The sequence below is a fragment of the Streptomyces sp. NPDC050619 genome (genome assembly GCF_040654815.1).
Taxonomy (GTDB): Bacteria; Actinomycetota; Actinomycetes; order Streptomycetales; family Streptomycetaceae; genus Streptomyces.
This window is the reverse complement of sequence record NZ_JBFAIR010000048.1, coordinates 47,879-69,352: the sequence shown is the minus strand read 5'-3', so window position 1 is coordinate 69,352 and position 21,474 is coordinate 47,879. Positions and strand designations below refer to the sequence as shown.

The following is a 21,474-nucleotide window of genomic DNA, read 5'->3' as shown; positions in this document are numbered from 1 at the left end:
CGTCACCCACACAGGTGGTAGCCGTATTTATAGCTCCGAATGGGATGAAGAATATATGGCGGACCCGCTACTTTGAGTTCGGCGCCGCAGGCCCCAGAAGCGCACCGCCCGACGGGGCGGCAAGCCACTGGGTGAACGTCCAACTCCCCTCAGTGATCGGACACTTCCATGGCCACCGTATCCCCGTCCTGGGCCTACACCCTCCACCTCCCGCACGATCCACGCGCACCGGGGATCGCCCGCGCGACTCTCCGTACGGTTCTTGCCGCCCACGACCTCTCCCCCCTGACCTCCACCGCCGAACTCCTCGCCTCCGAACTCCTCACCAACGCCCACCTGCACACCGTCGGCCCGTACGCCCTCCGGCTCCGAGCGATGGGGTCCGGCCGTCTCCGGGTCGCCGTATGGGACGCCGACCCAAGGGTCCCTCCCGGATTCGGCGCCGTGCCTCCGGACGACGCCGAATCCGGCCGCGGCCTGCACCTCGTGCGTGCCTGCGCGGAAGCGGTGGGTGTTTCCGTGCTGGGGGAGGCGGGGGCGTCGCAGAGCGGGAAGCTGTTGTGGGCCGAGTTTCAGGAGGGGGGTGGCCTGCCGCTGTCGGCTGAACCGCCGCAGGACGCCGACGGTGGGCGGCCTGAATCGGCGCTCTAGCGAAAAGGGTCCGTCAGTAAACTGACGGACCCTTATGCAAGATCGAAGTGCGGTCGAACGAAGTATTGGTTGGATCATGCTGCACCGGCGCCTCGCCCGAGACTGCGAGACCCTGCTCGCCAGCACCGAAAAACGCCCTTTGAGATCCTGTCCTCAGCTCCGAGAACATCCGATCAGGAACCTTGCTCAGCCCTCAAGCGACATCAACCGGTGGACACGTCACAATGTCCTTATGTGCGCGGAGACTTGACGCCCGGGAGCCACGAGCGGCCGGACTTCGTCACTTGGAACACTGCACCCAACCGTAGTAGAGGCGGGTGTAGATTTTGTTGCCATTTTCGTCGGTCCCCACTTGTTGATCGAAATAATGCACCTCAGCCTTCTCCACGACTCCTTTGTTGATGTTGTAGCACTGGTCCTCAAGGCCACGGAGCTCGCCATTTGCCTCGTCAGCCGTCAAATAGTTGTTACCCAGTAGTTGCGTCGAAGCCTGCGCTGCCGTCGCGGACACACCCACGAGCCCAACGACGGCCAGTGCGACCACTGCAGCCTTGCGGGCCACCCGCCGCTTGAAGAGGCTGTTCTCCGTTGTTCGGGCAGTCATCATGTACCTCCATGTTTAAGCAGGAATTGGTGCCGGACGGTTCGTCCATGGTCATGCGGACTACCGCCCAAGCCTATTGAATTGCGATCATAATACTATCCCTCGATCCTGATGGTGCCAAGAGGGCCTTTTTTACGCCCAGTTGAGGAACGTCCTGGCTGCCTCGGGTACGCCAAGCCGAGGCATGGATCGGATCTCAGTAGGGTCGGGGACTGGCGGGGTGGCTTGATGGGAGTTCGCCAGCCCGTTGGGTGGCCGGGGAAGAGGTGAGGTGTACGGCGGACGCGAACTGCCTCGCCGCATCGGATCAGCTCACGTTCAGCCAGTAGGTCGCGCCTTGGAAGTTCCGCGGGATGTTCGCACCTTGCGATTTGATGACGCTGCCGTCGCACTTCGTACCGGTCCAGGTCTGGTAGATGAAGTAGCCGTCATCGACCGCATCGTCCACGGAGAAGTTTGTGTCCTTGTCCGTGCCCGGCTGCACGGGAACGCAGTGGCTTACCGTGGTGCTGACGAGGACACTGCGCGCGTTCGACGGGATCGAACTCCCTCGGATCACGATGTTGTGCGGGGCGGCCGCCGCGGGGTATGCGGCGAGTAGAGTCGCGGCAGCGGTCAGCAGGGGCAGCGCGACACCCAGTCCGACACGCCTGTAGGTCTTCACGGCACTCATGTTTTCCCCTTGATTTCTCGACCCTCCGCGGGCCGAAGGCAATGGAATGGACTCTGAATCTCTGGAGAGCGCCACGTCTCATGTCGTCACGCAGGTGGCGCTCTCGGCCGGCCGGCCTGAGTGAAGTCCTCTGACCGAGGCGGGCAGCTCTTTGTGGGAGCGGTGCCCCGTTGAGGCGACCGCGACGAAGCCTTCCGTGCCCGACGGCCGAGCTCTGCGCCGCCCGCCATCTGCCCGGCGTTGGAGGACCTGCCGCTGTCGGCCGGTCCGCCGCGGGACGCCGACGGCGGGCGGTCTGAATCGCCGCGCTGGCAATAAGGTCCCGTCAGTAAACTGACGGAACCTTGGCGCTGATCCGCAAGGCGGGATGTCCTCAGGTTACGTCTCGTACGTGCCTTGCTGATCGTGTATGCCGGAATCCGGAAGAACTCGTGTTATCGCAACTTGCAAGGCACTTACCCATGCCAAAATTCAAGCTTAGGGCATTTATAGGTACCTGTCGTCCCCTGGGGAATGGGGCAGTCATCCTCTGGCAGGTCGTATGCAGGAATGAAGTAGCCCGGATTGTCACCCGACTGCCACCGGTAGCCCGTTGTCATGTAGCAATTGCCCTTCTTAATGCTGTACGGACCCCACTTCGTCCATTTGCCGTACTGGTTGTACCCCTGCACGCTGATGGAGGGGCGGTCCTTATCGGCGCAGAAGCTTATCTGCGCTCCCCCGGAGCCGTCGGCGTAGGCTGTCCCGGGCGCCATTGCCAAGCCACTGAAGGCGGCTACGGTGAGGGTCACCGTAGCCGCCTTGCTCCACAGATGACGGACCATGAGGATTCCTCCCAATTCGGCGTTGCCGGCCTCGACCTTCTCTTGCGGTATGGCGAGACAGGCTTCACGTTTCGTTGAATGACGATCATAATTCTATGACTGGAAAACCGGCGAGTGCAAGCGGTCCGCGATGTCATCACGGCTGAGCCCAGGACTGCGTGACAATGCCCAACCCGGCCACGCCCAAGTCGAGTTGAGGGGTGCTCAGGCGAGGCTCGGGCGACGAAGAGGGCCGTCAGCTCTTGGCTGCGGCCGGAGGAAACCGACTCTGGGTGGCGTGTTGATTCCAACTCACGACGGTTTCTCCATGTGTGTGCGGCGCCGACATCCGGCAACCACGTTACGAAGAGCGTTGAACTCAAGCGGCTGACGGAGCGCGGAATCCTGGTCGAGACCGAGCAGGGCTTGTTCACCCAGCCGCGGCCGTAGCCGCCCGGCGACGCCACGGCCGGCCCGCTTGCCCCTGCCGAAAGGGTGAAACAGATATCAACTCACGTACCACCCTCTCAGGACTGCAACTGACCGAAGAGCGACGCCAGGTCGATGAGGCCCCAGGCCTCGGTGATCTTCCCGTCGACCACCTTGAACATACGGAACTCCAGCACCTTGATCGGCCGGCCGGTGGCGGGAGTGCCGTTGAAGGGCCGAGTGCTCGTACCGGCCCAGATGAAGCCGATCGCGAACCAATCGTCCTCGGCGATGACACGGACCGGCGTGAAGGTGATGTCGGGGAAAGCGTCGAAGACCGACGCCAGCACCGCGCGGTTGTCCTCGACGCCGGTGGTGGTGCCGTCGGCGGCGTACAAGCGGGCGTCCGGCGCGAACGAGGCCAACGCGCTGTCGGCGTCCCGCAGGTTGAGTTGCCTCATCAACTCATCGGCAAACTGGTGCAAGTCAGTGGTGGACGTTTGGGTTTCGGCGTTCGAGGAAGACACGTGCTTCTCCAATGTGGAGGGACGGAGCGGCTCCGTCCCGGTGATGGGCCGCCTATTGTCTTACGATCGTAATTCTATCGGGATTGATCAAGAGGCCGCAAGCGAGTTCCGAGGCGAGTGGGATCGTGTGGCGGCCCACCGGTCGAGCACCGACGCAGGCCGTCAGCGAGCGCGCCGCGTCGGCGATGACGAACACCTGACGATCACCCGGAAGACCAGCACTGCTCTCGCTGACCGTCTCTGACGCGCCTTGTCAAGCTCGACGTCCTCACCGGGGCCGAGGCCGGCAGCTTCACCAGGCCGGCTTCGCTTTGGACCAGCCAGTGCGCTGCCGTCAGCGACAACGCCCAACCCGACAATCCACAAATCGAGTTGAGGGGCGCTCGGGCGAGGCTTGGGCGACGAAGGTGGGCGTCAGCTCTTGGTCGTGGCCGGAGGGAAGCGGCTCCGGGCGGGGTCCTGAATCCAACTCACGACGGTTCCTCCATGTGGGGTGGGGGGAGGGGGAGGTCTGTCCTCGTGGGGAGGCAGACGTTCCCCGGCATCGCATACGCCGATCACGTCCGACCCTAGGGGCGAAGGGATCGAAGCGAATCCGTCACCGTGTCCGTCATGGAGCTGTCAGGGGGGCGGCCCCCTAGCGGCGGGGCGGCGAGGAGGCGGCGTCCTCGGTGGCCGCGCCGAGCGACGGTACCGAGACCGACCGGGGCTCGCGCCGCAGTGGCCGGCTCAAGCCGACCACGAGCGCGGTCGACGATGCGGGCCTGACCCGTTTCTCACCTTCGTGCGGAACGCTGGGTTCCGATGATGAAGCGCGCCCGACGTCCCGTCCTCAACGCCGTCATCGTGCTGCTCGCCCTCACCTCGGCCTCGGCCTCCGAGGCAGCCGCCGATGACGGCCTCGGCCCGCTCGGCGTGACCGTCGTCGCGGCGGCCGGTGCGCGGAGTGCGCGGGTCGGGGCGCTTTTCCCCGCGGATCGCAGTGCACCTCTCGCCGGCGGGCACTTCTGCAGCGCGTCCGTCGTGCACAGTCCGCGGCGGAATCTCATCGTCACCGCGGCGCACTGCCTGGCCGGGAGTACCGGCGACCTCGTGTTCGTGCCCGGGTACCGGGACGGCCGTGCGCCGTACGGGGTGTGGAAGGTCGGAAAGCGGTATCTGCCCGACGGGTGGGCCAAGGGGCAGGACGAGGACAGTGATGTCGCTTTCGCCGTCGTCGCCGACCAGGGCGGGAAAGGGGTCGAGGAGGTCGTCGGGGGTGGGAATCGGTTCTTCCCCGGTATGGCCACCGGGGCCACCGCCGTGACCGTCACCGGGTATCCCGACACCCGTGAGGTGCCCATCAGTTGCACCAACAGGCCGATCGCGCACAGCCGTACGCAGCAACGCATCGACTGCCCCGACTTCAGCGGTGGGACCAGTGGAAGTCCCTGGGTCGACGGGACCGGGGACGTCGTGGGGATCCTGGGCGGGCACGAGGAGGGCGGGGTCACGGCAGACGTCTCGTACAGCGTCGTGCTCGGGGCGGAGGCGGCCGAGCTGTACCGGGACGCGGCCCAGCCGAAGGCTGGCTGGTTGCGGCGGATTCCGGGTGGGAAGCTCCTAGACTGACGCGGGCGGACTCCCGGCGGGTGAGGGGCGGTTGACGGTGCGTAAGGCTTGGGTCGTGGCGGGTGCCGCCGTCGGGGCGGGGCTCAGCTTTGTGATGCTGCTCGTCGTCGGCGTGTACACCGTCGCCGGGAACGTCGCGGGCGGGGTGAGCGGAGGCGCCAAGACCCTGGCCAAGGGGGCCGTGCCCGCCGCCTATCAGACCCTCGTGCAGAAGTGGGGCAACCTGTGCTCCGCCATCAATCCCGCGCTGCTCGCGGCCCAGCTCTATCAGGAGAGCGGGTTCAATCCGGACGCGAGGAGCCCGGCCGCGGCGCAGGGGATAGCGCAGTTCATCCCGGGCACCTGGGCCACCCACGGCATCGACGGCGACGGTGACGGCGACCGTGACGTATGGGATCCGAACGACGCGATTCCGTCGGCCGCGCAGTATGACTGCACGCTCGCCTCGTACGTGAAGGACGTACCCGGGAATCTGACCGAAAACATGCTGGCCTCCTACAACGCGGGGTCCTACGCGGTGATCAAGTACGGGGGCGTGCCGCCGTACAAGGAGACCCAGAACTACGTGAAGACGATCACCACGCTGGAGGAGAGCTTCGCCGCTCCCGTCAGCCGGGTCGATCCGTCGAAGCAGGCCGCGGGGGCCATCTACTACGCCCAGAAGAAGCTCGGCACGCCCTATCTGTGGGGCGGCACCGGTACCGCTGCGCAGGGCGGACGGTTCGACTGCTCCGGGCTGACCCAGGCCGCGTACGAGACGGTCGGGATCAAGCTGCCGCGCGTCGCCAACGACCAGTACAACGCCGGTCCGCATCCCTCCCGCGCCGAACTGCTCCCCGGCGACCTGGTGTTCTTCTCGGACGACCTCACCAACTCCCGCGCCATCCGGCATGTCGGGATTTATGTGGGCGGCGGGTACATGATCGACGCGCCGCGCACCGGCGCCGTGATCCGGTTCGACGCCATCGACACCCCGGACTACTTCGGGGCTACCCGGGTCACCGAAGATGGCGCGAAAGCGCTCCCCACCACGGTGTGAGCCGAGCGTGAACCCCTCCCCTGAGCTGCGAGAACGAGTCTCTCTTCGATAACGTCTGCGTGATCATTCGGTGGAGTGTGGAACGTATCAACAGGAGCCGTGCGTTCCTGAGGACGTAGTGGATCCGACTTGGGTCCGCGTGGATCTACGTGGATCCACGTGGTCTGCAAACCACGGGGGTGAGCAGAAACGGCGCGCACGTGCGCGCCGGGAGAGACGACGAAGGGGCCGCGCGCCATGGCTGGACTCGCAGAATCCGGGTCGAACCCCGACGTTGATCTGCTGTACGACATCAACGGCCTGGCCAAGGACGCACCGCACTGGTTCGACAAGACCATGGAGTACGTCGGCGAGTACGGACTGCTGATCGCCATGGTGCTGCTCGTGGTGGGCTGCTGGTGGTCGGTGCGGCGGCGGGGCGGCGAGGAGGCGGCGTCGTCGGTGGCCGCGCTGGTCTGGGCCCCGCTGGCCGCGGGCATCGCGGTTCTGGTGAACGTGCCGATACGGGGTTTCGTGGAGCGGCCCCGGCCCTTCCGCACCCACCAGGGACTGGATGTCCTGATCTCCGGCAAGACCGACTACTCCTTCGTCAGCGACCACGCGACGATCACCATGGCGATGGGCGTCGGACTGTTCGTCGCCCACCGGAAGTTCGGGCTCTTCGGTATCGGGCTCGCGCTGCTCGAGGGCTTCTGCCGGATCTACATGGGCGTGCACTACCCGACGGACGTCGTGGGCGGGTTCGCGCTCGGCACGGCGGTCACGCTGCTGCTGTCGCCCTTGGCCATGGCCCTGCTGACGCCGGTGACGAAGGCGGTCGAGGCGTCGCCGCGGGCCGGGTGGCTGATCCGGGCCAGAGGGCGGGCGTACGACGGGCGGGACGCGGTGATTCCGGGGGCTCGGCGGGAGGCCGCGGGGGCGGCCGAGGAGCGGGACCTGGCGGCGTAGGCGGCGTAGCTCTGCGGGCGCCGTGGCGTACGCTCCGGTCGGCTCAGAGGGCTTGGGGGTACGTGAAGAAGCGGTTCGGGTCGTACTGCTTCTTCAGTGCCGTCAGTCGTGTTGCCGCGTCGCCGTAGTACGCCTTTCGCCAGTCCTTCAGCGTCGGGTCCGTGTAGTTCTGGTAGGCCGCGCCCGAGGCGTACGGCCGCATCGCCGTGTGGGCCTCGGTCAGCCAGGACTGGGCCGTCGAGCCGCTCGTGCCGGCGCGCCAGGCGGCGATGTACTGGGCCAGCATGCGGGAGCGGCGGTGGACGAACGCCGTGGCCGTGGGGGAGACGCGGTTCACGGCTCCGCCGAGCGCGGTGAAGGCGATGCTGCCCGAGCCGCCGCGCACCGACGTCATCTGCTTCAGCAGCGTCTGGACGGCGGTCGAGGAGAGCGAGCGGTCGTAGAAGTCGGAGCGGGCCGCGTATGTCTCCCGGCCCAGTGCGCCTTGCGGGGAGCGGCCGGGGGTGGTGCCGGGCAGGTGGCACTGGGCGCCGGAGGAGAAGGAGGAGCAGCCGGCGTAGATCTCCATCGCCTCCTCGTATCCGCGGCGCCGGAGGGAGACGCTGCTCGCCGGGGCGCCGGCCTTGTCGGCGAGGCGGTCGACCGCGTTCTGGAGTTCGCCGTACGTGCCGACGGAGAAGGCGGCGACGGAGACGGTGGTGTCGCTGCCGGAGGAGCCGGCCAGGTGCAGGGACGACCAGATCTCGTCCGGCTGGGTCGGCCCCCACTCCTGCCAGGCCTTCATCACGGCGGCCGCCCTCGACCACGGCCAGGACAGGTACGCGGTGACGGCCTGAGGTGCGGGGTGGGTCTTGAAGCGCAGTTCGGTTACGACGCCGAAGTTGCCGTTGCCCGCGCCGCGCAGGGCCCAGAAGAGGTCCTTGTTCTCGGTGGCGTTCGCGGTGAGTTGTTTGCCGTCGGCCGTGATGAGGGTCGCCTGGGTGAGGCTGTCGCAGGTCAGGCCGTACGCCCGGGACACGACGCCGTGGCCGCCGCCGAGGGTGAGGCCGGAGATGCCGACGGTGGGGCAGGAGCCGGCCGGGATCGTCACGCCCTTCGCGGTGAGGGCGCGGTAGACGTCGATCAGCTTGGCGCCGGCGCCGACTGTGGCGGTACTGCCGGAGGCGCGGACGCGGTTGAGCTTCGAGACGTCGATGACGAGACGGCCGTTGCCGGAGGACCAGCCGGCGTAGGAGTGGCCGCCGTTGCGGATCGCTACCGGGAGGGTGTGGGCGCGGGCGTAGGCCAGGGCCGTGCGGATGTCGTCGGGGTGGGCGACGTAGGCGACCGCGGAGGGCTTGAGCGTGTCGAAGCGGGTGTTGTAGAGCTGGTGGGCCGTGGGCCAGTTGGTGTCGCCGGGGCGGATGAGGGTGCCGTCGAGGTCGTGGGCGAGGGCTGTCCAGTTGGCGGGGGTGGTGCTGGTTGTTTTCAGTGGGGGGTGGGAGGGGCTCGGCGTGCGGGTGGCGGAGCTGGTGTCGGTGCTTGTGCCGCTGCCGTTCTTGCAGGCGGTTGCCGCCGCTGCGAGGGTGGCTGTGCTGCCGCCTATGAACGTACGACGGTCCATGTCCTGCCTTCTGTCGGCCCCTGGCTGGTTGTGGAACGAGACGGGGTGTTGGGGGCCGGGGTTCCATAGCGCGCGGGGGGTTGGTGCTGGGCGGGGGTGGGGCGCGCGGCCCGGCGCTGCGGGGTGCCGCCTCTTTGGGTCGGGAGCCGCCCCAGCGGCACGACTGCCCGCAGCTCGGGCAACTCGTAGCGTTGCGGCCTCAGTCTCCTATGTGGCCCTCTGCGTCTGCCCTCGCCAGGCTTCTCGCTCTTCGGGCCGGGCCGCGCCAGCCGCAGGTGCAGTGGGCTGTGCAGAAGCGGCCTTGTTCGGTCGTTGTCGTGTGGTGGGTCGATTGGTCGGGAGGTGGGGGATTCCTGTCCTGCTGAGCCACACCGACAACGTTACCCAGGCCGAGTAAAGGGCTGGTATGTGCGTGACGGGGTCAACCCGCCCCTCGTTATCCGGAACGACACGGGCCCGTGACGGACGTACCGGCTGGGGGTAGGCACACGATGGCGGAGCGGCAGCGAAGGCGGGTGGGCGGGGCGGTCGTCGCGGTGGGGGTCGTGGTCGGTGTCTGTCTCGGGAGCAGTGGGTGTTCCGGGACCGGGGCCGCCGCCGAGGACGATCGCGCGGGGGATCCGGTCGAGGTGCTGCACCGGGCCGCCGACACCCTGGTGAGCGCCGGGAGTTCGAAGGCACGTACGTCGATGGAGATGGCCACCGGCGGGACCCGGGTCACCATCCGGGGCGAGGGTGTGTACGACTTCCGGGAGCGGCTGGGGCACTTGAAGGTGCAGCTGCCGCAGGATCCCGCGGGCAGCAGCGAGCACCGGCCCATCACCGAACTCCTCGCGCCCGGCGCCCTGTTCATGAAGAACCGGGGAGCCGGTGTGCCCGCCGACAAGTGGGTGCGGGTCGACACCGGCACGCTCTCCGACGGGAACCTGGTGACCGGCGGGGCCACCGATCCGCTCGCCGCCGCCGAGGTGCTGCGCGGGACGCGGACGGCGACGTATGTGGGCCGGACCGAGGTCGCGGGGATCGCCGTACGGCATTACCGCGGGACCGCGGATCTCGTGCGGGCGGCCCGCGACGCGTCCGCCGCGAACAAGGGACCGCTCGCGGCGGCGGCGAAGGGCTTCGCCACGGCCGAAGTGCCGTTCGACGTCTACCTCGACGACGAGGGCCGCATCCGCAAGGTCCGCCACCGGTTCAGCTTCGTCAGCGGGGAGCGGAGCGGGGAGGGGGAGCGGCGGGAGGAGAGCGTCGCGGTCGCTTCCACGACCTTGCTGTACGACTTCGGGGCCGCCGCCGACGTACGGCTGCCGGCGGCCGACGACATCTACGCCGGCAAGATCGCCGAGGAGTGAGCGCGGTGCGTGGACGGGGGCGTGGATCCGCGAAGAGCGGGTAAGCGCGCTCGTGACGGGCGTCAAGAACTAGCCCGTCCGTGCCATGCGCGGTGTGTAGGCCGCTCCCTACTCTAGGAAGTCGGTGACGGCAGAGAAGAGGTGATGCGCGTGGCTCCGGTCGGCGGTACGGCAGTTCAGGACCACGTGGCCCTCGCCGAGATCGAGTTGTGCGGAGAGCTGATCATCGCGGCCTCGGCCGCCGACGAGGACCGGCTCAGCCTGGAGAGCATCGACGAGGTGCTGCGAGTGGCCGAGGAGCGGGACGCCTCCGGCGGTTGAGCCGGGGGGACCTCGAGTCTCCCGCGGCTGAGCCGGGGGCCCCCGAGTCTCCGACGCCAGGCCGGCACCCCGAGTCTCCGGCGGCTGAGCCGGGGACACCCCGAGTCTCCGACGCCAGGCCGGCACCCCGAGTCTCCGGCGGCTGAGCCGGGGACACCCCGAGTCTCCGGCGGCAGGCCGGGACATGAGTCTCCGACCCCAGGCCGGGGGCACCCCGAGTCTCCGACGGTAGGCCGGGGGCACCCCGAGTCTCCGACGGCGGACGGTCTCACGTCCGCAGCAGTCGGCCGATCGCCTTCGTCGCCTCCTCCACCTTCGCGTCGACCTCGGCGCCGCCCTTGACGGCGGCGTCGGCGACGCAGTGGCGCAGGTGTTCCTCCAGGAGCTGCAGGGCGAAGGACTGCAGGGCCTTGGTGGAGGCGGACACCTGCGTGAGTATGTCGATGCAGTAGACGTCCTCCTCGACCATGCGCTGGAGGCCGCGGATCTGGCCCTCGATGCGGCGCAGGCGCTTGAGGTGTTCGTCCTTCTGCTTGTGGTACCCGTGCACACCGCGGTCGTGGTCGGTCACGACTTCTTCGGTGGCACCGGTCTCGGTGGTCGTCATCGCGTCCTCCACGTCCTGCGGACATATACCCCAGCAGGGTATATGGTAACGAACTTTCCCGGGTATAGGGCAGGTGGCCGATGTGGCGAACGAAGGCTGGACTGGACCACTGGGCGGCCCCCCTGCCGAACACTCTGCACCATGGGCGACACTGGGGGACGGCCCATTAGCCGTGGCCGGATGATGCGCCTAGCATCAGCCTGACCGAAACCGAAGCATCCCGAGGACCCCACGTGCGCTTTCGTCTGACCCCCAGGGAGACGAGCTTCTATGACATGTTCGCCGCATCCGCGGACAACATCGTCACGGGCTCGAAACTCCTGATGGAACTGCTCGGGGCGGACCCGTCCGGCCGAGCCGAGATCGCAGAGCGTATGCGGGCCGCCGAACACGCGGGCGACGACGCCACGCACGCGATCTTCCATCAGCTGAACTCCTCCTTCATCACGCCCTTCGACCGCGAGGACATCTACAACCTCGCATCGTCCCTCGACGACATCATGGACTTCATGGAGGAGGCCGTCGACCTGGTCGTCCTCTACAACGTGGAGGAGTTGCCCAAGGGGGTCGAGCAGCAGATCGAGGTGCTGGCGCGGGCGGCCGAGCTGACGGCCGAGGCCATGCCGAGTCTGCGGACCATGGACAACCTCACCGAGTACTGGATCGAGGTCAACCGGCTGGAGAACCAGGCCGACCAGATCCATCGCAAGCTGCTGGCCCACCTCTTCAGCGGCAAGTACGAAGCGATAGAAGTGCTGAAGCTCAAGCAGATCGTGGACGTGCTGGAGGAAGCGGCCGACGCGTTCGAACATGTGGCGAACACGGTGGAGACCATCGCCGTCAAGGAGTCCTGACTCGTCCATGGACACCTTCGCTCTGGTCGTGACCATCGCGGTCGCGCTCTTCTTCACGTACACGAACGGTTTCCACGACTCGGCGAACGCCATCGCCACGTCCGTTTCGACCCGGGCGCTGACGCCTCGGGCGGCGCTCGCCATGGCCGCGGTGATGAACCTGGCCGGTGCGTTCCTGGGTTCCGGGGTGGCCAAGACCGTCAGCGAGGGCCTGATTCAGACGCCCGAGGGCTCGAAGGGGATGGGGATCCTCTTCGCGGCGCTGATCGGTGCGATCACGTGGAATCTCATCACCTGGTACTACGGCCTTCCCTCCTCGTCCTCGCACGCGCTGTTCGGCGGGATGGTCGGGGCCGCGCTGGCCGGCGGGACGACCGTGTACTGGGACGGCGTGCTGGAGAAGGTCGTCATCCCGATGTTCGTCTCGCCGGTGGTGGGCCTGCTGGCCGGCTACCTCGTGATGACGGCGATCATGTGGATCTTCCGGCGGTCGAACCCGCACAAGGCGAAGCGTGGTTTCCGTATAGCGCAGACCGTCTCGGCGGCCGGGATGGCGCTCGGGCACGGTCTCCAGGACGCGCAGAAGACGATGGGCATCGTGGTGATGGCGCTGGTCATCTCCGACGTCGAGGACTACGGCGACCCGATCCCGGTGTGGGTGAAGATCGCGTGCGCTCTGATGCTGTCGCTCGGTACGTACGCGGGTGGGTGGCGGATCATGCGGACGCTGGGGCGGAAGATCATCGAGTTGGATCCGCCGCAGGGGTTCGCGGCGGAGACGACGGGGGCGTCGATCATGTTCACCACGGCGTTCCTGTTCAAGGCGCCCATCTCCACGACCCATGTGATCACCTCGGCGATCATGGGTGTGGGGGCGACGAAGCGGGTGAACGCCGTGCGGTGGGGCGTTGCCAAGAACATCATTCTGGGGTGGTTCATCACGATGCCGGCGGCCGCGGTGGTGGCCGCTGTGAGCTTCTGGGTTGTGGACCTGGTGTTTCTGTAGGGGCCGCCGGTTGGATGAGCAGTGCAAACGGGCCCGCCCCCGGGGAAACCCAGGGGCGGGCCCTTGTCACCTCGCGGTGGCACCGCCATGCAGCACCGCGAGGGGTCTTCGGGGGCGGCTCAGCCGAAGCGGCCGGAGATGTAGTCCTCCGTGGCCTGGACCGACGGGTTGGAGAAGATGCGCTCCGTGTCGTCGATCTCGATCAGCTTGCCGGGCTGGCCGACCGCCGACAGGTTGAAGAAGGCCGTGCGGTCCGAGACGCGCGCCGCCTGCTGCATGTTGTGCGTCACGATGACGATCGTGAAGCGTTCCTTCAGCTCGCCGATCAGGTCCTCGATGGCGAGGGTGGAGATCGGGTCCAGGGCCGAGCAGGGCTCGTCCATCAGGAGCACGTTCGGCTCCACCGCGATCGCCCGCGCGATGCACAGGCGCTGCTGCTGACCGCCGGACAGGCCCGAGCCCGGCTTGTTCAGGCGGTCCTTGACCTCGTTCCAGAGGTTCGCGCCCTTGAGCGACTTCTCGACGACGTCCTGAAGTTCGCTCTTCTTGTACTTGCCGTTCAGGCGCAGGCCCGCGGCCACGTTGTCGAATATCGACATCGTGGGGAACGGGTTCGGGCGCTGGAACACCATGCCGACCTCGCGGCGCACGGACACCGGGTCGATGCCGTGCCCGTACAGGTCCTCGTCGTCCAGGAGCACCTTGCCCTCGACGCGGCCACCGGGGGTGACCTCGTGCATACGGTTCAGGGTGCGCAGGAACGTCGACTTGCCGCAGCCGGAGGGGCCGATGAAGGCCGTCACCGAGCGCGGCTCGACCGTCATCGAGATGTCGTCGATCGCCTTGTGGGCGCTGTAGTAGGCGGTGAGCCCGCTTACGTCGATTCGCTTGGCCATGTCGCTACTTCACTTCCAGAGAGTCGGTCGCTGTGGCCGCGTCAGCGACCGGTCTTGGGGGCCTTCCAGCGGGCGATGCCGCGGGCCGCCAGGTTGAGGATCATCACGAAGGCGATCAGCGTCAGCGATGCCGCCCATGCGCGGTCGTACGCCGCGCCCGAACCCGCACTGTTCGCGTACTGCTGGTAGATGTACAGCGGCAGCGACTGCTGCGCACCCTCGAAGGGGTTGGTGTTGATGAGCGAATTGCCCCACACCAGCAACAGTACGGGCGCCGTCTCGCCGGCGATGCGGGCGATCGCCAGCATGATGCCGGTGGTGATGCCGCCGATCGAGGTCGGCAGGACCACCTTCAGGATGGTGCGCCACTTCGGGATGCCGAGCGCCAGGGAGGCCTCGCGCAGCTCGTTCGGTACGAGCTTGAGCATCTCCTCCGTGGAGCGGACGACCACCGGCATCATCAGGATGGCCAGGGCCAGCGAGCCGGCGAAGCCGAAGGGCTGCATCTCGAACTGCAACATGATGGCGAGGATGAACAGACCGGCGACGATCGACGGGATGCCGGTCATCACGTCGACGAAGAAGGTGACGGCGCGGGCGAGGTTGCCGCGTCCGTACTCCACCAGGTAGATCGCGGTGAGCACGCCGATCGGCGCGGCCATCAGCGTGGCCAGACCGACCTGCTCCAGGCTGCCGACGATGGCGTGGTAGATACCGCCGCCCGGCTCGGAGTCGGCGATCAGACCCATCGAGTGGGTCAGGAAGTAGATGTCGAGGACCTTCACACCGCGCGCGACGGTCGTCCAGACCAGGGAGACCAGCGGGATCACGGCGAGCAGGAAGGCGACCCAGACCAGCGAGGTCGCGACCCGGTCCTTGGCCTGGCGGCGGCCCTCGACCCGGGAGGAGATCACGTACGTCCCCAGGACGAAGAGGATCGCGGCGAGCAGGCCCCACTGGATCCTGCTGTCCAGGCCGGCGGCCAGACCGATGCCCACGCCGAGGGCGAGGGAGCCCGCGGCGATGGCGTACGGCGACCACTTGGGGAGGGTGGCGCCGCGCAGGGTGCTCTTGGGCTTGTCGGCGATTGCGGTGCTCATGCGTTGGCCCCCGAGTACTCCTTGCGGCGGGCGATGATCGCGCGGGCCGCGCCGTTGACCAGCAGGGTGATCACGAACAGGACCAGACCGGAGGCGATGAGCGCGTCCCGGCCCAGTTCGTCGGCCTCACCGAACTTGCTGGCGATGTTCTGGGCGAAGGTGCCGCCGCCCGGGTCGAGCAGGCTGGCCTGGATCTCGAAGGTCGGGGAGAGCACGGTGGCCACGGCCATCGTCTCGCCGAGGGCTCGGCCGAGGCCGAGCATCGAGGCGGAGATCACGCCGGAGCGGCCGAAGGGCAGGACCGCCAGGCGGACGACCTCCCAGCGCGTGGCGCCGAGGGCCAGCGCGGCCTCCTCGTTCATCCGCGGAGTCTGGCGGAACACCTCACGGCTGACGTTCGTGATGATCGGCAGGATCATGATCGCGAGCAGGATGCCGACGGTCAGCATCGAGCGGGGCGCGCCCTGCTGCCACTCGAAGATGCCGGTCCAGCCGAAGTACTCGTCCAGCCAGCTGAAGAGGCCGTTCATGTTCGGGACGAGGATGAGGGCGCCCCACAGGCCGTAGACGATGGACGGCACGGCGGCGAGCAGGTCGATCACGTAGGAGATGGGACCGCTCAGCCTGCGCGGGGCGTAGTGCGTGAGGAACAGCGCGATGGCGACGGCGATCGGGACCGCGATGACCATGGCGATGATCGAGGAGACCACCGTGCCGAAGGCCAGGACGGCGATGCCGAACGACGGCGGGACGAGGCCCGTGTTCCATTCGAAGGTGGTGAAGAAGTTGGTGTCGTCCTTGCTGATCGCGATCGAGGCGCGGTACGCGAGGAAGCCCGCGATCGCGGCCATGATCACGAGCAGCAGGATGCCCGACCCGCGGGAGAGACCGAGGAAGATCCGGTCACCGGGTCGGGTGGCGCCGCGGGCCGCGCGCTTCTGCTCGGCGACGGTCGGCGGGGGAGTGGGGGGAGGGGCTTCGGTGTTCTTCGTGGTTATGTCCATCGGGTTCTCCGGTCTGCGGAGCCACACGTGCCGTGCGGCCCGGTGGAGCCGTACGCGCTGGGCGACGGCTCCTGGCGGCGGTGCACCGGACGGTGCGGTCCGGTCCGGGCCCGAAGGCCGTGGACCGGACCGCACTCAGGTCAGCTCAGGCTCTCGATGGTGGTGCGGACCTTGGCGATGATGTCGTCGGGCATGGGGGCGTAGTCGTTCTCGGCGAGGATCTGCTGGCCGGCCTCGGAGGCCATGTACCGCAGGAACGCCTTGGTGGCGGGCAGGGTGTCCGCCTTGTTGCCCTTGTCGCAGGCGATCTCGTAGGTGACCAGGACCATCGGGTAGGCACCCTCGGCCTTGGTCGCGTAGTTCAGCTCCAGCGAGAGGTCCTTGCCGGTGCCGACGACCTTGGCCTCGGAGATGGCCTTGGTGGCGTTGTCGACGGTGGCCTCGACGGGGGCGCCGGCGCCGGTGTCCAGGCTGACCGCCTTGACGCCTTCGTCACCGACGTACGACAGCTCGAAGTAGCCGATGGCGCCGTTGGTCTGCTTCACCTGCTGGGCGACACCGGAGGAGCCCGAGGCGGACTGGCCGCCCTTGGCCTGCCAGGCCTTGCCGCCCTCGTAGGGGAAGTCGCTCTTGGCCGTGGCGATCAGGTACTTGGTGAAGTTGTCCGTGGTGCCGGACTCGTCCGAGCGGTGGAACGCCTGGATCTTCAGGTTGGGGAGCTTGGCGTCGGGGTTCAGCGCCTTGATCGCCGGGTCGTTCCAGTTGGTGATCTCGTTGTTGAAGATCTTGGCGATCGTCGCCGAGTCCAGGGTCAGCTTGTCGACGCCGGCCACGTTGAAACCGACGGCGATCGGGCCGCCGACCATCGGGAGGTCGATGCCCTGGCCGCCGGAGCAGACCTTCTTGGAGGCGGTGACCTCTTCGGGCTTCAGCGCGGAGTCGGAGCCGGCGAAGGCGACCGTGCCCTGCGTGAACGCGGTGACGCCCGCGCCGGAGCCGCCGCCCTTGTAGTTGACCTGCACGCCACAGGCGGCGGTGAACTGCTTGACCCAGGCGTCGATCGCGTTCTTCTGCGCGGAGGAGCCGTCGGCGAGGAGCTGACCCTTGGCGTCGTCACACTTGATGCTGTCGGCCTGCGTGGTCGCGGAGGCGCTGCTGTCGCCGCCTTCGCTGGTGTCGTCCGAGCCGCACGCCGTGAGGGCCAGGGCGCCGGAGACGGCGAGAGCACCGAGAGCGAGGGCCCGCCGGTTCATGCGCTGAAGCTTCACTTGAGGGAGTTCCTTCCAGGAGCCGCCGTCCTGAATCCGGCGGCGTGCGAAGACTGAGTGATGCGAACACGCGGTTGGGAAACGGTCCGCAACGCGTAAGGCCGAAATTAGGCAGAACAGGTGAAGGCACCAATGGCCGTAAATGAACGGAGGGTGAACCCCTGAGGGCGGTGCGGTGAGGTCACGGAACGCTTACGTCGAGAACACGGAGTGATACCGCTCTTTCGCGCCAGATATGTCAGTTAAGCCAGATATGGCACGACTATGCCAGGTGGAGGGATTCCAGCAACGCGTCGACCAGGGTGCGGTCCCTCGGCTGGGTCAGGCGGGCGCGGGCCGCCGCCGGGGGCAGCCAGAGGATGCGGTCCACCTCGTCGTTCGGGGCGAACGCGCCCCCGGCGGCCTCGGCCGCCCAGTAGCGGACCTGCTTGGGACGGCCGTTCGCCTCGTAGTGCAGGGTGGGCAGCTCGGCGCCCGGTACGGCGCCGTAGCCCGACTCCTCCGCGACCTCGCGCAGCGCTCCGGACAGGGGGTCCTCGTCGCGCTTGAGCTTGCCCTTGGGGTGCGACCAGTCGTCGTACTTCGGCCGGTGGACGAGGCAGACCTCCAGCTCGCCGTCGACCGGCGAGCGGCGCCACAGGACGCAGCCGGCCGCCTGCACGGGATCGTCGTTCGTCTGAGTCTGGGTCACCGGTGGATCACCGCCTCCTGGAACGATGGGTCAGGGTGTGCGGACCGCCTGCTTCTGCCACGACTGCTGGAACGCGAAACGCGCCGCCTCCACCTCGTGCCGCTGGTCGGCGTGGAGCACGCCGAGCGCGTACGCCGTCGCCGGGGCGATCCGGGGCGTGCGGGCCGCCTGGGCGGCGGCCCCCGCCGCCTCCGCCGCGTCGCGGTGCCGGTCCAGGGCCTGGCCGGCCGCCAGCAGCCGTACGTCGACCGGCGCGGACTCGTGGAGCAGGACCTCGAGGGCGTAGCGGTGCAGGCGCAGCAGCAGGCGGACCTGGTGCCAGGGCGCGTCCTGCGGGTGCGGGGCCGGGTCCGGGGAGAGGCCGTGGATCAGCGCCTCCGCGTTGTAGGGGCTGCCGGCGACGACGAGGGGGAGCGCGGTGACGGCGTCGGTGAGGCGCTCCTCGGCCGCGGTGGCCAGCGGGTGCAGGCCGGTGCTGGGGGCGCCGGGAGTGAGCGGGACCTCGCTGGCCAGTAAGGCGATGTTGTCGGCGACCGCGTGGAAGCGGGAGGAGCCGAGGCACTGGAGGGCGGTGGAGTGCGCCCGGGTCCGGGCGAGGGTGAGCTGGCGTTCGAGCAGGGCGCCCGCTTTGGCCGCGCCCACGGTGAGGTTGCCGCGTTCCTGGGTGGCCGGCGGGCCGGTGTCGGACGGGGCCACCGAGCCCGACTGGGCGGGAAACACCGCCCCCGACAGCCGGTGCAGCGCCAGCAGCAGCCGCTCCAGGCGGGCCGCGTAGGCGTGCTCCATCGCCAGCGTGCCCGACAGCCAGGCCAGTTCGGGGCGCATGGCCTCCGACCAGTCCGGGTCGAGGAGCGGGCGGAAGGTGTGCAGGCTGCCGCTGATACGGCGGACCGAGCGGCGCAGGGCGCGGGCCGCGTCGACGGGGTCCTCCGGACCGTTCGAGCCGTTCGAGCCGATCGCCGTGCCGCCGCCGGTCTCCCGGTGCAGCCGCAGGGCACGGAGGAACTCCGTGGCCTGGGCCCGCAGGTAGCCCGCGAGGGCGTCCCCGGTCACCGCGCCGGCGTGCCTGGACTGGGGACCCGTCGGGTCAAGGTGTCGCTGTGCCACGCCGGCGCCTCCGGGCGTCAATGAGCATCTCCTGGACGTTGCGCAGGGGCTGACCGTCCCCGTCGGTCGCGTGCCGGGTCCACTCGCCGTCCGGACCCAGGTGCCAGGAGGCGGTGGTGTCGGACATACCGGTCTCCAGGAGCCGGTTGAGGGCCGCCCGGTGGGCCGGGTCGGTGACCCGCACGAGCGCCTCGATACGGCGGTCGAGGTTGCGGTGCATCATGTCGGCGCTGCCGATCCACACCTCGGGCTCGCCGCCGTTGCCGAAGGCGAAGACACGGGAGTGTTCGAGGAAGCGGCCGAGGATCGAGCGGACCCGGATGTTTTCGGACAGGCCCGTGACGCCGGGGCGGACCGCGCTGATGCCGCGCACCCAGATGTCGCACTGCACGCCCGCCTGGGAGGCGCGGTACATGGCGTCGATGATCGCCTCGTCCACCATCGAGTTGACCTTGATGCGGATGAAGGCGGGACGTCCGGCACGGTGGTGCTGGACCTCCTTGTTGATCCGCGAGATCAGGCCGTCCCTGAGGGACTTGGGGGCTACCAGCAGCCGGCGGTAGGTCTCGCGGCGGGAGTAGCCGGAGAGCCGGTTGAAGAGGTCGGAGAGGTCCGCGCCGACCTGCGGATCGGCCGTGAGCAGGCCGAGGTCCTCGTAGAGGCGGGCCGTCTTCGGGTGGTAGTTGCCGGTGCCGACGTGGCTGTAGCGCCGTAGCGTGTCGCCTTCCTGGCGGACGACGAGCGACAGCTTGCAGTGCGTCTTCAGGCCGACCAGGCCGTAGACGACGTGGCAGCCGGCCTCCTCCAGCCGCTTCGCCCACTTGATGTTGGCGTGCTCGTCGAAGCGGGCCTTGATCTCCACCAGGACGAGGACCTGCTTGCCGGCCTCGGCGGCGTCGATGAGCGCGTTGACGATGGGGGAGTCGCCGGAGGTGCGGTACAGGGTCTGCTTGATCGCCAGGACGTCGTCGTCCTCGGCCGCCTGCTCCAGGAAGGCCTGTACGGACGTCGAGAACGAGTCGTAGGGGTGGTGCAGCAGTACGTCCCGGGTGCGCAGGGCCGCGAAGATGTCGGCCGCGGACGCCGACTCGACCTCGGCGAGGTCGCGGTGGACGCCGGCGATGAACTTGCGGTACTTCAGCTCGGGCCGGTCGAGGCCGGCGATGCGGAAGAGGCCCGTGAGGTCCAGGGGACCCGGCAGCGGGTACACCTCGGCCTCGCTGATCTTCAGCTCGCGCACCAGCAGGTCGAGGACCTCGCGGTCGATGGACTCCTCGACCTCCAGGCGCACCGGCGGGCCGAAGCGGCGCCGCATGAGTTCCTTCTCCAGGGCCTGGAGGAGGTTCTCGGCGTCGTCCTCCTCGACCTCCAGGTCCTCGTTGCGGGTGAGGCGGAAGGCGTGGTGCTCGAGGACCTCCATGCCCGGGAAGAGCTCTTCCAGGTGGGCGGCGATGACGTCCTCGATGGGGACGTAGCGGCCCGGGGAGCTCTCCAGGAAGCGGGACAGCAGCGGCGGCACCTTCACGCGCGCGAAGTGGCGGTGGCCGGTGACCGGGTTGCGGACGATGACCGCGAGGTTCAGCGAGAGTCCCGATATGTACGGGAAGGGGTGCGCGGGGTCGACGGCCAGCGGGGTCAGCACCGGGAAGATCTGGTGCCGGAAGAGGGTGAAGAGCCTGGCCTGCTCCTTCTCCTGGAGCTCGTTCCAGCGGACGAGGTGGATGCCCTCCTCCGCGAGGGCGGGCGCGACGTCCTCGTGGTAGCAGGCGGCGTGCCGGGCCATCAGCTCGCGGGAGCGGGCCCAGATCATCTCCAGCACCTCGCGCGGCTGGAGGCCGGACGCGGAGCGGGTGGCGACACCGGTGGCGATACGGCGCTTGAGACCGGCCACCCGGACCATGAAGAACTCGTCCAGGTTGCTGGCGAAGATCGCGAGGAAGTTCGCGCGCTCCAGCAGCGGGGTGTTCGGGTCCTCGGCGAGCTCGAGGACGCGCTCGTTGAACGCGAGCCAGCTGCGCTCCCGGTCCAGGAAACGGCCCTGGGGCAGCTGCGGCCCGTCGTACGGCGACTCCTCGTACGCGTCGAGGTCGGCGTCGATGTCGGGTTCCAGGTCGGAGACGGCCCCCGACACGGTGTGGGTACGGTGCGCGGCGATGGAACCCACGGAGGGCTGGGCGTGCTGGATCTGTACCGGGGCGTTTGGCTGGCTCATAGAACCATTCTTCCGCGCCGACAGCGATACGGGCGCGTCGGACAGCGCGGGCGGGATCGTGGCGGCAACGCGCGCGTCCCCGTTCCCCGCGCTCCCCTCCGGGGGCGGCGGAGGCTCTGGCACAGCGGGCTTCATTCGCCGAGCCTCGCAAGCCCGTCTGAACCAATG

20 protein-coding genes and 1 pseudogene are annotated in these 21,474 nt (G+C 68.4%); 9 read left to right on the top strand and 12 right to left on the bottom strand.

Annotated features, from left to right (window positions below):
• Positions 1 to 168 precede the first annotated feature (168 nt).
• Together AB0I77_RS47035 and AB0I77_RS47030 are read left to right on the top strand one after the other, a co-directional pair.
• Positions 169 to 651, top strand: a complete 483-nt coding sequence (locus AB0I77_RS47035) for an ATP-binding protein (protein WP_363289100.1) — start codon at positions 169 to 171, stop codon at positions 649 to 651.
• Between the two features lie 31 nt (positions 652 to 682).
• A pseudogene (locus AB0I77_RS47030) lies at positions 683 to 781 on the top strand (IS5/IS1182 family transposase); the annotation flags it as partial.
• Positions 782 to 931: 150 nt separating this feature from the next.
• Here AB0I77_RS47030 and AB0I77_RS47025 read toward each other — a convergent pair.
• From AB0I77_RS47025 to AB0I77_RS47015, 3 genes are all read right to left on the bottom strand, one after another.
• Positions 932 to 1,258 (bottom strand): hypothetical protein, encoded by a 327-nt coding sequence (locus tag AB0I77_RS47025; protein ID WP_363289099.1) that lies wholly within the window; start codon positions 1,256 to 1,258, stop codon positions 932 to 934.
• A 304-nt stretch (positions 1,259 to 1,562) separates the two neighbouring features.
• Positions 1,563 to 1,928, bottom strand: a complete 366-nt coding sequence (locus tag AB0I77_RS47020) for a hypothetical protein (protein ID WP_363289098.1) — start codon at positions 1,926 to 1,928, stop codon at positions 1,563 to 1,565.
• A gap of 1,330 nt (positions 1,929 to 3,258) precedes the next feature.
• Positions 3,259 to 3,687 carry an ester cyclase gene (locus AB0I77_RS47015; protein ID WP_363289097.1) on the bottom strand — a complete coding sequence of 143 codons (429 nt, stop codon included), beginning with the start codon at positions 3,685 to 3,687 and terminating at the stop codon, positions 3,259 to 3,261.
• 807 nt (positions 3,688 to 4,494) lie between these two features.
• Between AB0I77_RS47015 and AB0I77_RS47010 the strand changes: the two genes are divergently transcribed.
• From AB0I77_RS47010 to AB0I77_RS47000, 3 genes are all read left to right on the top strand, one after another.
• On the top strand, positions 4,495 to 5,298 hold the full coding sequence (locus AB0I77_RS47010; RefSeq protein WP_363289120.1) for a trypsin-like peptidase domain-containing protein: 804 nt from the start codon (positions 4,495 to 4,497) through the stop codon (positions 5,296 to 5,298).
• Positions 5,299 to 5,329: 31 nt separating this feature from the next.
• Positions 5,330 to 6,337: a bifunctional lytic transglycosylase/C40 family peptidase gene (locus AB0I77_RS47005; protein WP_363289096.1), complete on the top strand. Its 1,008-nt coding sequence runs from the start codon at positions 5,330 to 5,332 to the stop codon at positions 6,335 to 6,337.
• 237 nt (positions 6,338 to 6,574) lie between these two features.
• Positions 6,575 to 7,285 carry a phosphatase PAP2 family protein gene (locus AB0I77_RS47000; RefSeq protein ID WP_363289095.1) on the top strand — a complete coding sequence of 237 codons (711 nt, stop codon included), beginning with the start codon at positions 6,575 to 6,577 and terminating at the stop codon, positions 7,283 to 7,285.
• A 43-nt stretch (positions 7,286 to 7,328) separates the two neighbouring features.
• Here the strand turns inward: AB0I77_RS47000 and AB0I77_RS46995 are convergent, their stop codons facing one another.
• Positions 7,329 to 8,888 (bottom strand): FAD-binding oxidoreductase, encoded by a 1,560-nt coding sequence (locus AB0I77_RS46995; RefSeq protein ID WP_363289094.1) that lies wholly within the window; start codon positions 8,886 to 8,888, stop codon positions 7,329 to 7,331.
• A 491-nt stretch (positions 8,889 to 9,379) separates the two neighbouring features.
• Between AB0I77_RS46995 and AB0I77_RS46990 the strand changes: the two genes are divergently transcribed.
• Both AB0I77_RS46990 and AB0I77_RS46985 read left to right on the top strand, forming a co-directional pair.
• Entirely contained in the window at positions 9,380 to 10,240 is an 861-nt protein-coding gene (locus AB0I77_RS46990) for a hypothetical protein (RefSeq protein WP_363289093.1), read from the top strand.
• 144 nt (positions 10,241 to 10,384) lie between these two features.
• Positions 10,385 to 10,561: a hypothetical protein gene (locus tag AB0I77_RS46985; RefSeq protein ID WP_363289092.1), complete on the top strand. Its 177-nt coding sequence runs from the start codon at positions 10,385 to 10,387 to the stop codon at positions 10,559 to 10,561.
• A 268-nt stretch (positions 10,562 to 10,829) separates the two neighbouring features.
• On the opposite strand, the gene AB0I77_RS46980 is transcribed toward AB0I77_RS46985, so the two are convergent.
• Complete coding sequence (locus AB0I77_RS46980) at positions 10,830 to 11,168, bottom strand: metal-sensitive transcriptional regulator (RefSeq protein WP_363289091.1); 339 nt, start codon at positions 11,166 to 11,168, stop codon at positions 10,830 to 10,832.
• A 233-nt stretch (positions 11,169 to 11,401) separates the two neighbouring features.
• Here AB0I77_RS46980 and AB0I77_RS46975 point away from each other — a divergent pair, with 233 nt between their 5' ends.
• Together AB0I77_RS46975 and AB0I77_RS46970 are read left to right on the top strand one after the other, a co-directional pair.
• Complete coding sequence (locus AB0I77_RS46975) at positions 11,402 to 12,022, top strand: DUF47 family protein (protein WP_363289090.1); 621 nt, start codon at positions 11,402 to 11,404, stop codon at positions 12,020 to 12,022.
• Positions 12,023 to 12,029: 7 nt separating this feature from the next.
• On the top strand, positions 12,030 to 13,028 hold the full coding sequence (locus tag AB0I77_RS46970; protein ID WP_363289089.1) for an inorganic phosphate transporter: 999 nt from the start codon (positions 12,030 to 12,032) through the stop codon (positions 13,026 to 13,028).
• Between the two features lie 119 nt (positions 13,029 to 13,147).
• On the opposite strand, the gene pstB is transcribed toward AB0I77_RS46970, so the two are convergent.
• From pstB to AB0I77_RS46935, 7 genes are all read right to left on the bottom strand, one after another.
• Positions 13,148 to 13,924 (bottom strand): phosphate ABC transporter ATP-binding protein PstB, encoded by a 777-nt coding sequence (gene pstB, locus AB0I77_RS46965; RefSeq protein WP_363289088.1) that lies wholly within the window; start codon positions 13,922 to 13,924, stop codon positions 13,148 to 13,150.
• 41 nt (positions 13,925 to 13,965) lie between these two features.
• Positions 13,966 to 15,024 (bottom strand): phosphate ABC transporter permease PstA, encoded by a 1,059-nt coding sequence (gene pstA / locus AB0I77_RS46960; protein WP_363289087.1) that lies wholly within the window; start codon positions 15,022 to 15,024, stop codon positions 13,966 to 13,968.
• A complete protein-coding gene (gene pstC, locus AB0I77_RS46955; RefSeq protein ID WP_363289086.1) occupies positions 15,021 to 16,028 on the bottom strand; it encodes a phosphate ABC transporter permease subunit PstC in 1,008 nt (335 codons plus the stop codon). Before pstC ends, pstA begins: the two co-directional genes overlap by 4 nt.
• Positions 16,029 to 16,168: 140 nt before the next feature.
• The gene (gene pstS / locus AB0I77_RS46950; RefSeq protein WP_363289085.1) at positions 16,169 to 17,296 is read right to left on the bottom strand and encodes a phosphate ABC transporter substrate-binding protein PstS; all 1,128 of its coding nucleotides are present in this window, start codon (positions 17,294 to 17,296) and stop codon (positions 16,169 to 16,171) included.
• Positions 17,297 to 17,558: 262 nt separating this feature from the next.
• Positions 17,559 to 17,987, bottom strand: coding sequence for an NUDIX hydrolase (locus AB0I77_RS46945; protein ID WP_363289083.1), 429 nt, complete (start codon positions 17,985 to 17,987; stop codon positions 17,559 to 17,561).
• A 30-nt stretch (positions 17,988 to 18,017) separates the two neighbouring features.
• Positions 18,018 to 19,094, bottom strand: coding sequence for a CHAD domain-containing protein (locus AB0I77_RS46940; protein WP_363289082.1), 1,077 nt, complete (start codon positions 19,092 to 19,094; stop codon positions 18,018 to 18,020).
• Positions 19,075 to 21,306: an RNA degradosome polyphosphate kinase gene (locus tag AB0I77_RS46935; protein WP_363289081.1), complete on the bottom strand. Its 2,232-nt coding sequence runs from the start codon at positions 21,304 to 21,306 to the stop codon at positions 19,075 to 19,077. Before AB0I77_RS46935 ends, AB0I77_RS46940 begins: the two co-directional genes overlap by 20 nt.
• Between the last annotated feature and the right edge of the window lie 168 nt (positions 21,307 to 21,474).

Coding starts and splice junctions, on each gene's coding strand:
- pstB (WP_363289088.1), bottom strand. CDS start 13,924: ATGGCCAAGCGAATCGACGTAAGCGGGCTCACCGCCTACTACAGCGCC.
- pstC (WP_363289086.1), bottom strand. CDS start 16,028: ATGGACATAACCACGAAGAACACCGAAGCCCCTCCCCCCACTCCCCCG.
- AB0I77_RS46995 (WP_363289094.1), bottom strand. CDS start 8,888: ATGGACCGTCGTACGTTCATAGGCGGCAGCACAGCCACCCTCGCAGCG.
- AB0I77_RS47025 (WP_363289099.1), bottom strand. CDS start 1,258: ATGATGACTGCCCGAACAACGGAGAACAGCCTCTTCAAGCGGCGGGTG.
- pstA (WP_363289087.1), bottom strand. CDS start 15,024: ATGAGCACCGCAATCGCCGACAAGCCCAAGAGCACCCTGCGCGGCGCC.
- AB0I77_RS46935 (WP_363289081.1), bottom strand. CDS start 21,306: ATGAGCCAGCCAAACGCCCCGGTACAGATCCAGCACGCCCAGCCCTCC.
- AB0I77_RS46970 (WP_363289089.1), top strand. CDS start 12,030: ATGGACACCTTCGCTCTGGTCGTGACCATCGCGGTCGCGCTCTTCTTC.
- AB0I77_RS46990 (WP_363289093.1), top strand. CDS start 9,380: ATGGCGGAGCGGCAGCGAAGGCGGGTGGGCGGGGCGGTCGTCGCGGTG.
- AB0I77_RS47035 (WP_363289100.1), top strand. CDS start 169: ATGGCCACCGTATCCCCGTCCTGGGCCTACACCCTCCACCTCCCGCAC.
- AB0I77_RS47010 (WP_363289120.1), top strand. CDS start 4,495: ATGAAGCGCGCCCGACGTCCCGTCCTCAACGCCGTCATCGTGCTGCTC.
- AB0I77_RS47020 (WP_363289098.1), bottom strand. CDS start 1,928: ATGAGTGCCGTGAAGACCTACAGGCGTGTCGGACTGGGTGTCGCGCTG.
- AB0I77_RS46985 (WP_363289092.1), top strand. CDS start 10,385: ATGCGCGTGGCTCCGGTCGGCGGTACGGCAGTTCAGGACCACGTGGCC.
- AB0I77_RS46980 (WP_363289091.1), bottom strand. CDS start 11,168: ATGACGACCACCGAGACCGGTGCCACCGAAGAAGTCGTGACCGACCAC.
- AB0I77_RS47000 (WP_363289095.1), top strand. CDS start 6,575: ATGGCTGGACTCGCAGAATCCGGGTCGAACCCCGACGTTGATCTGCTG.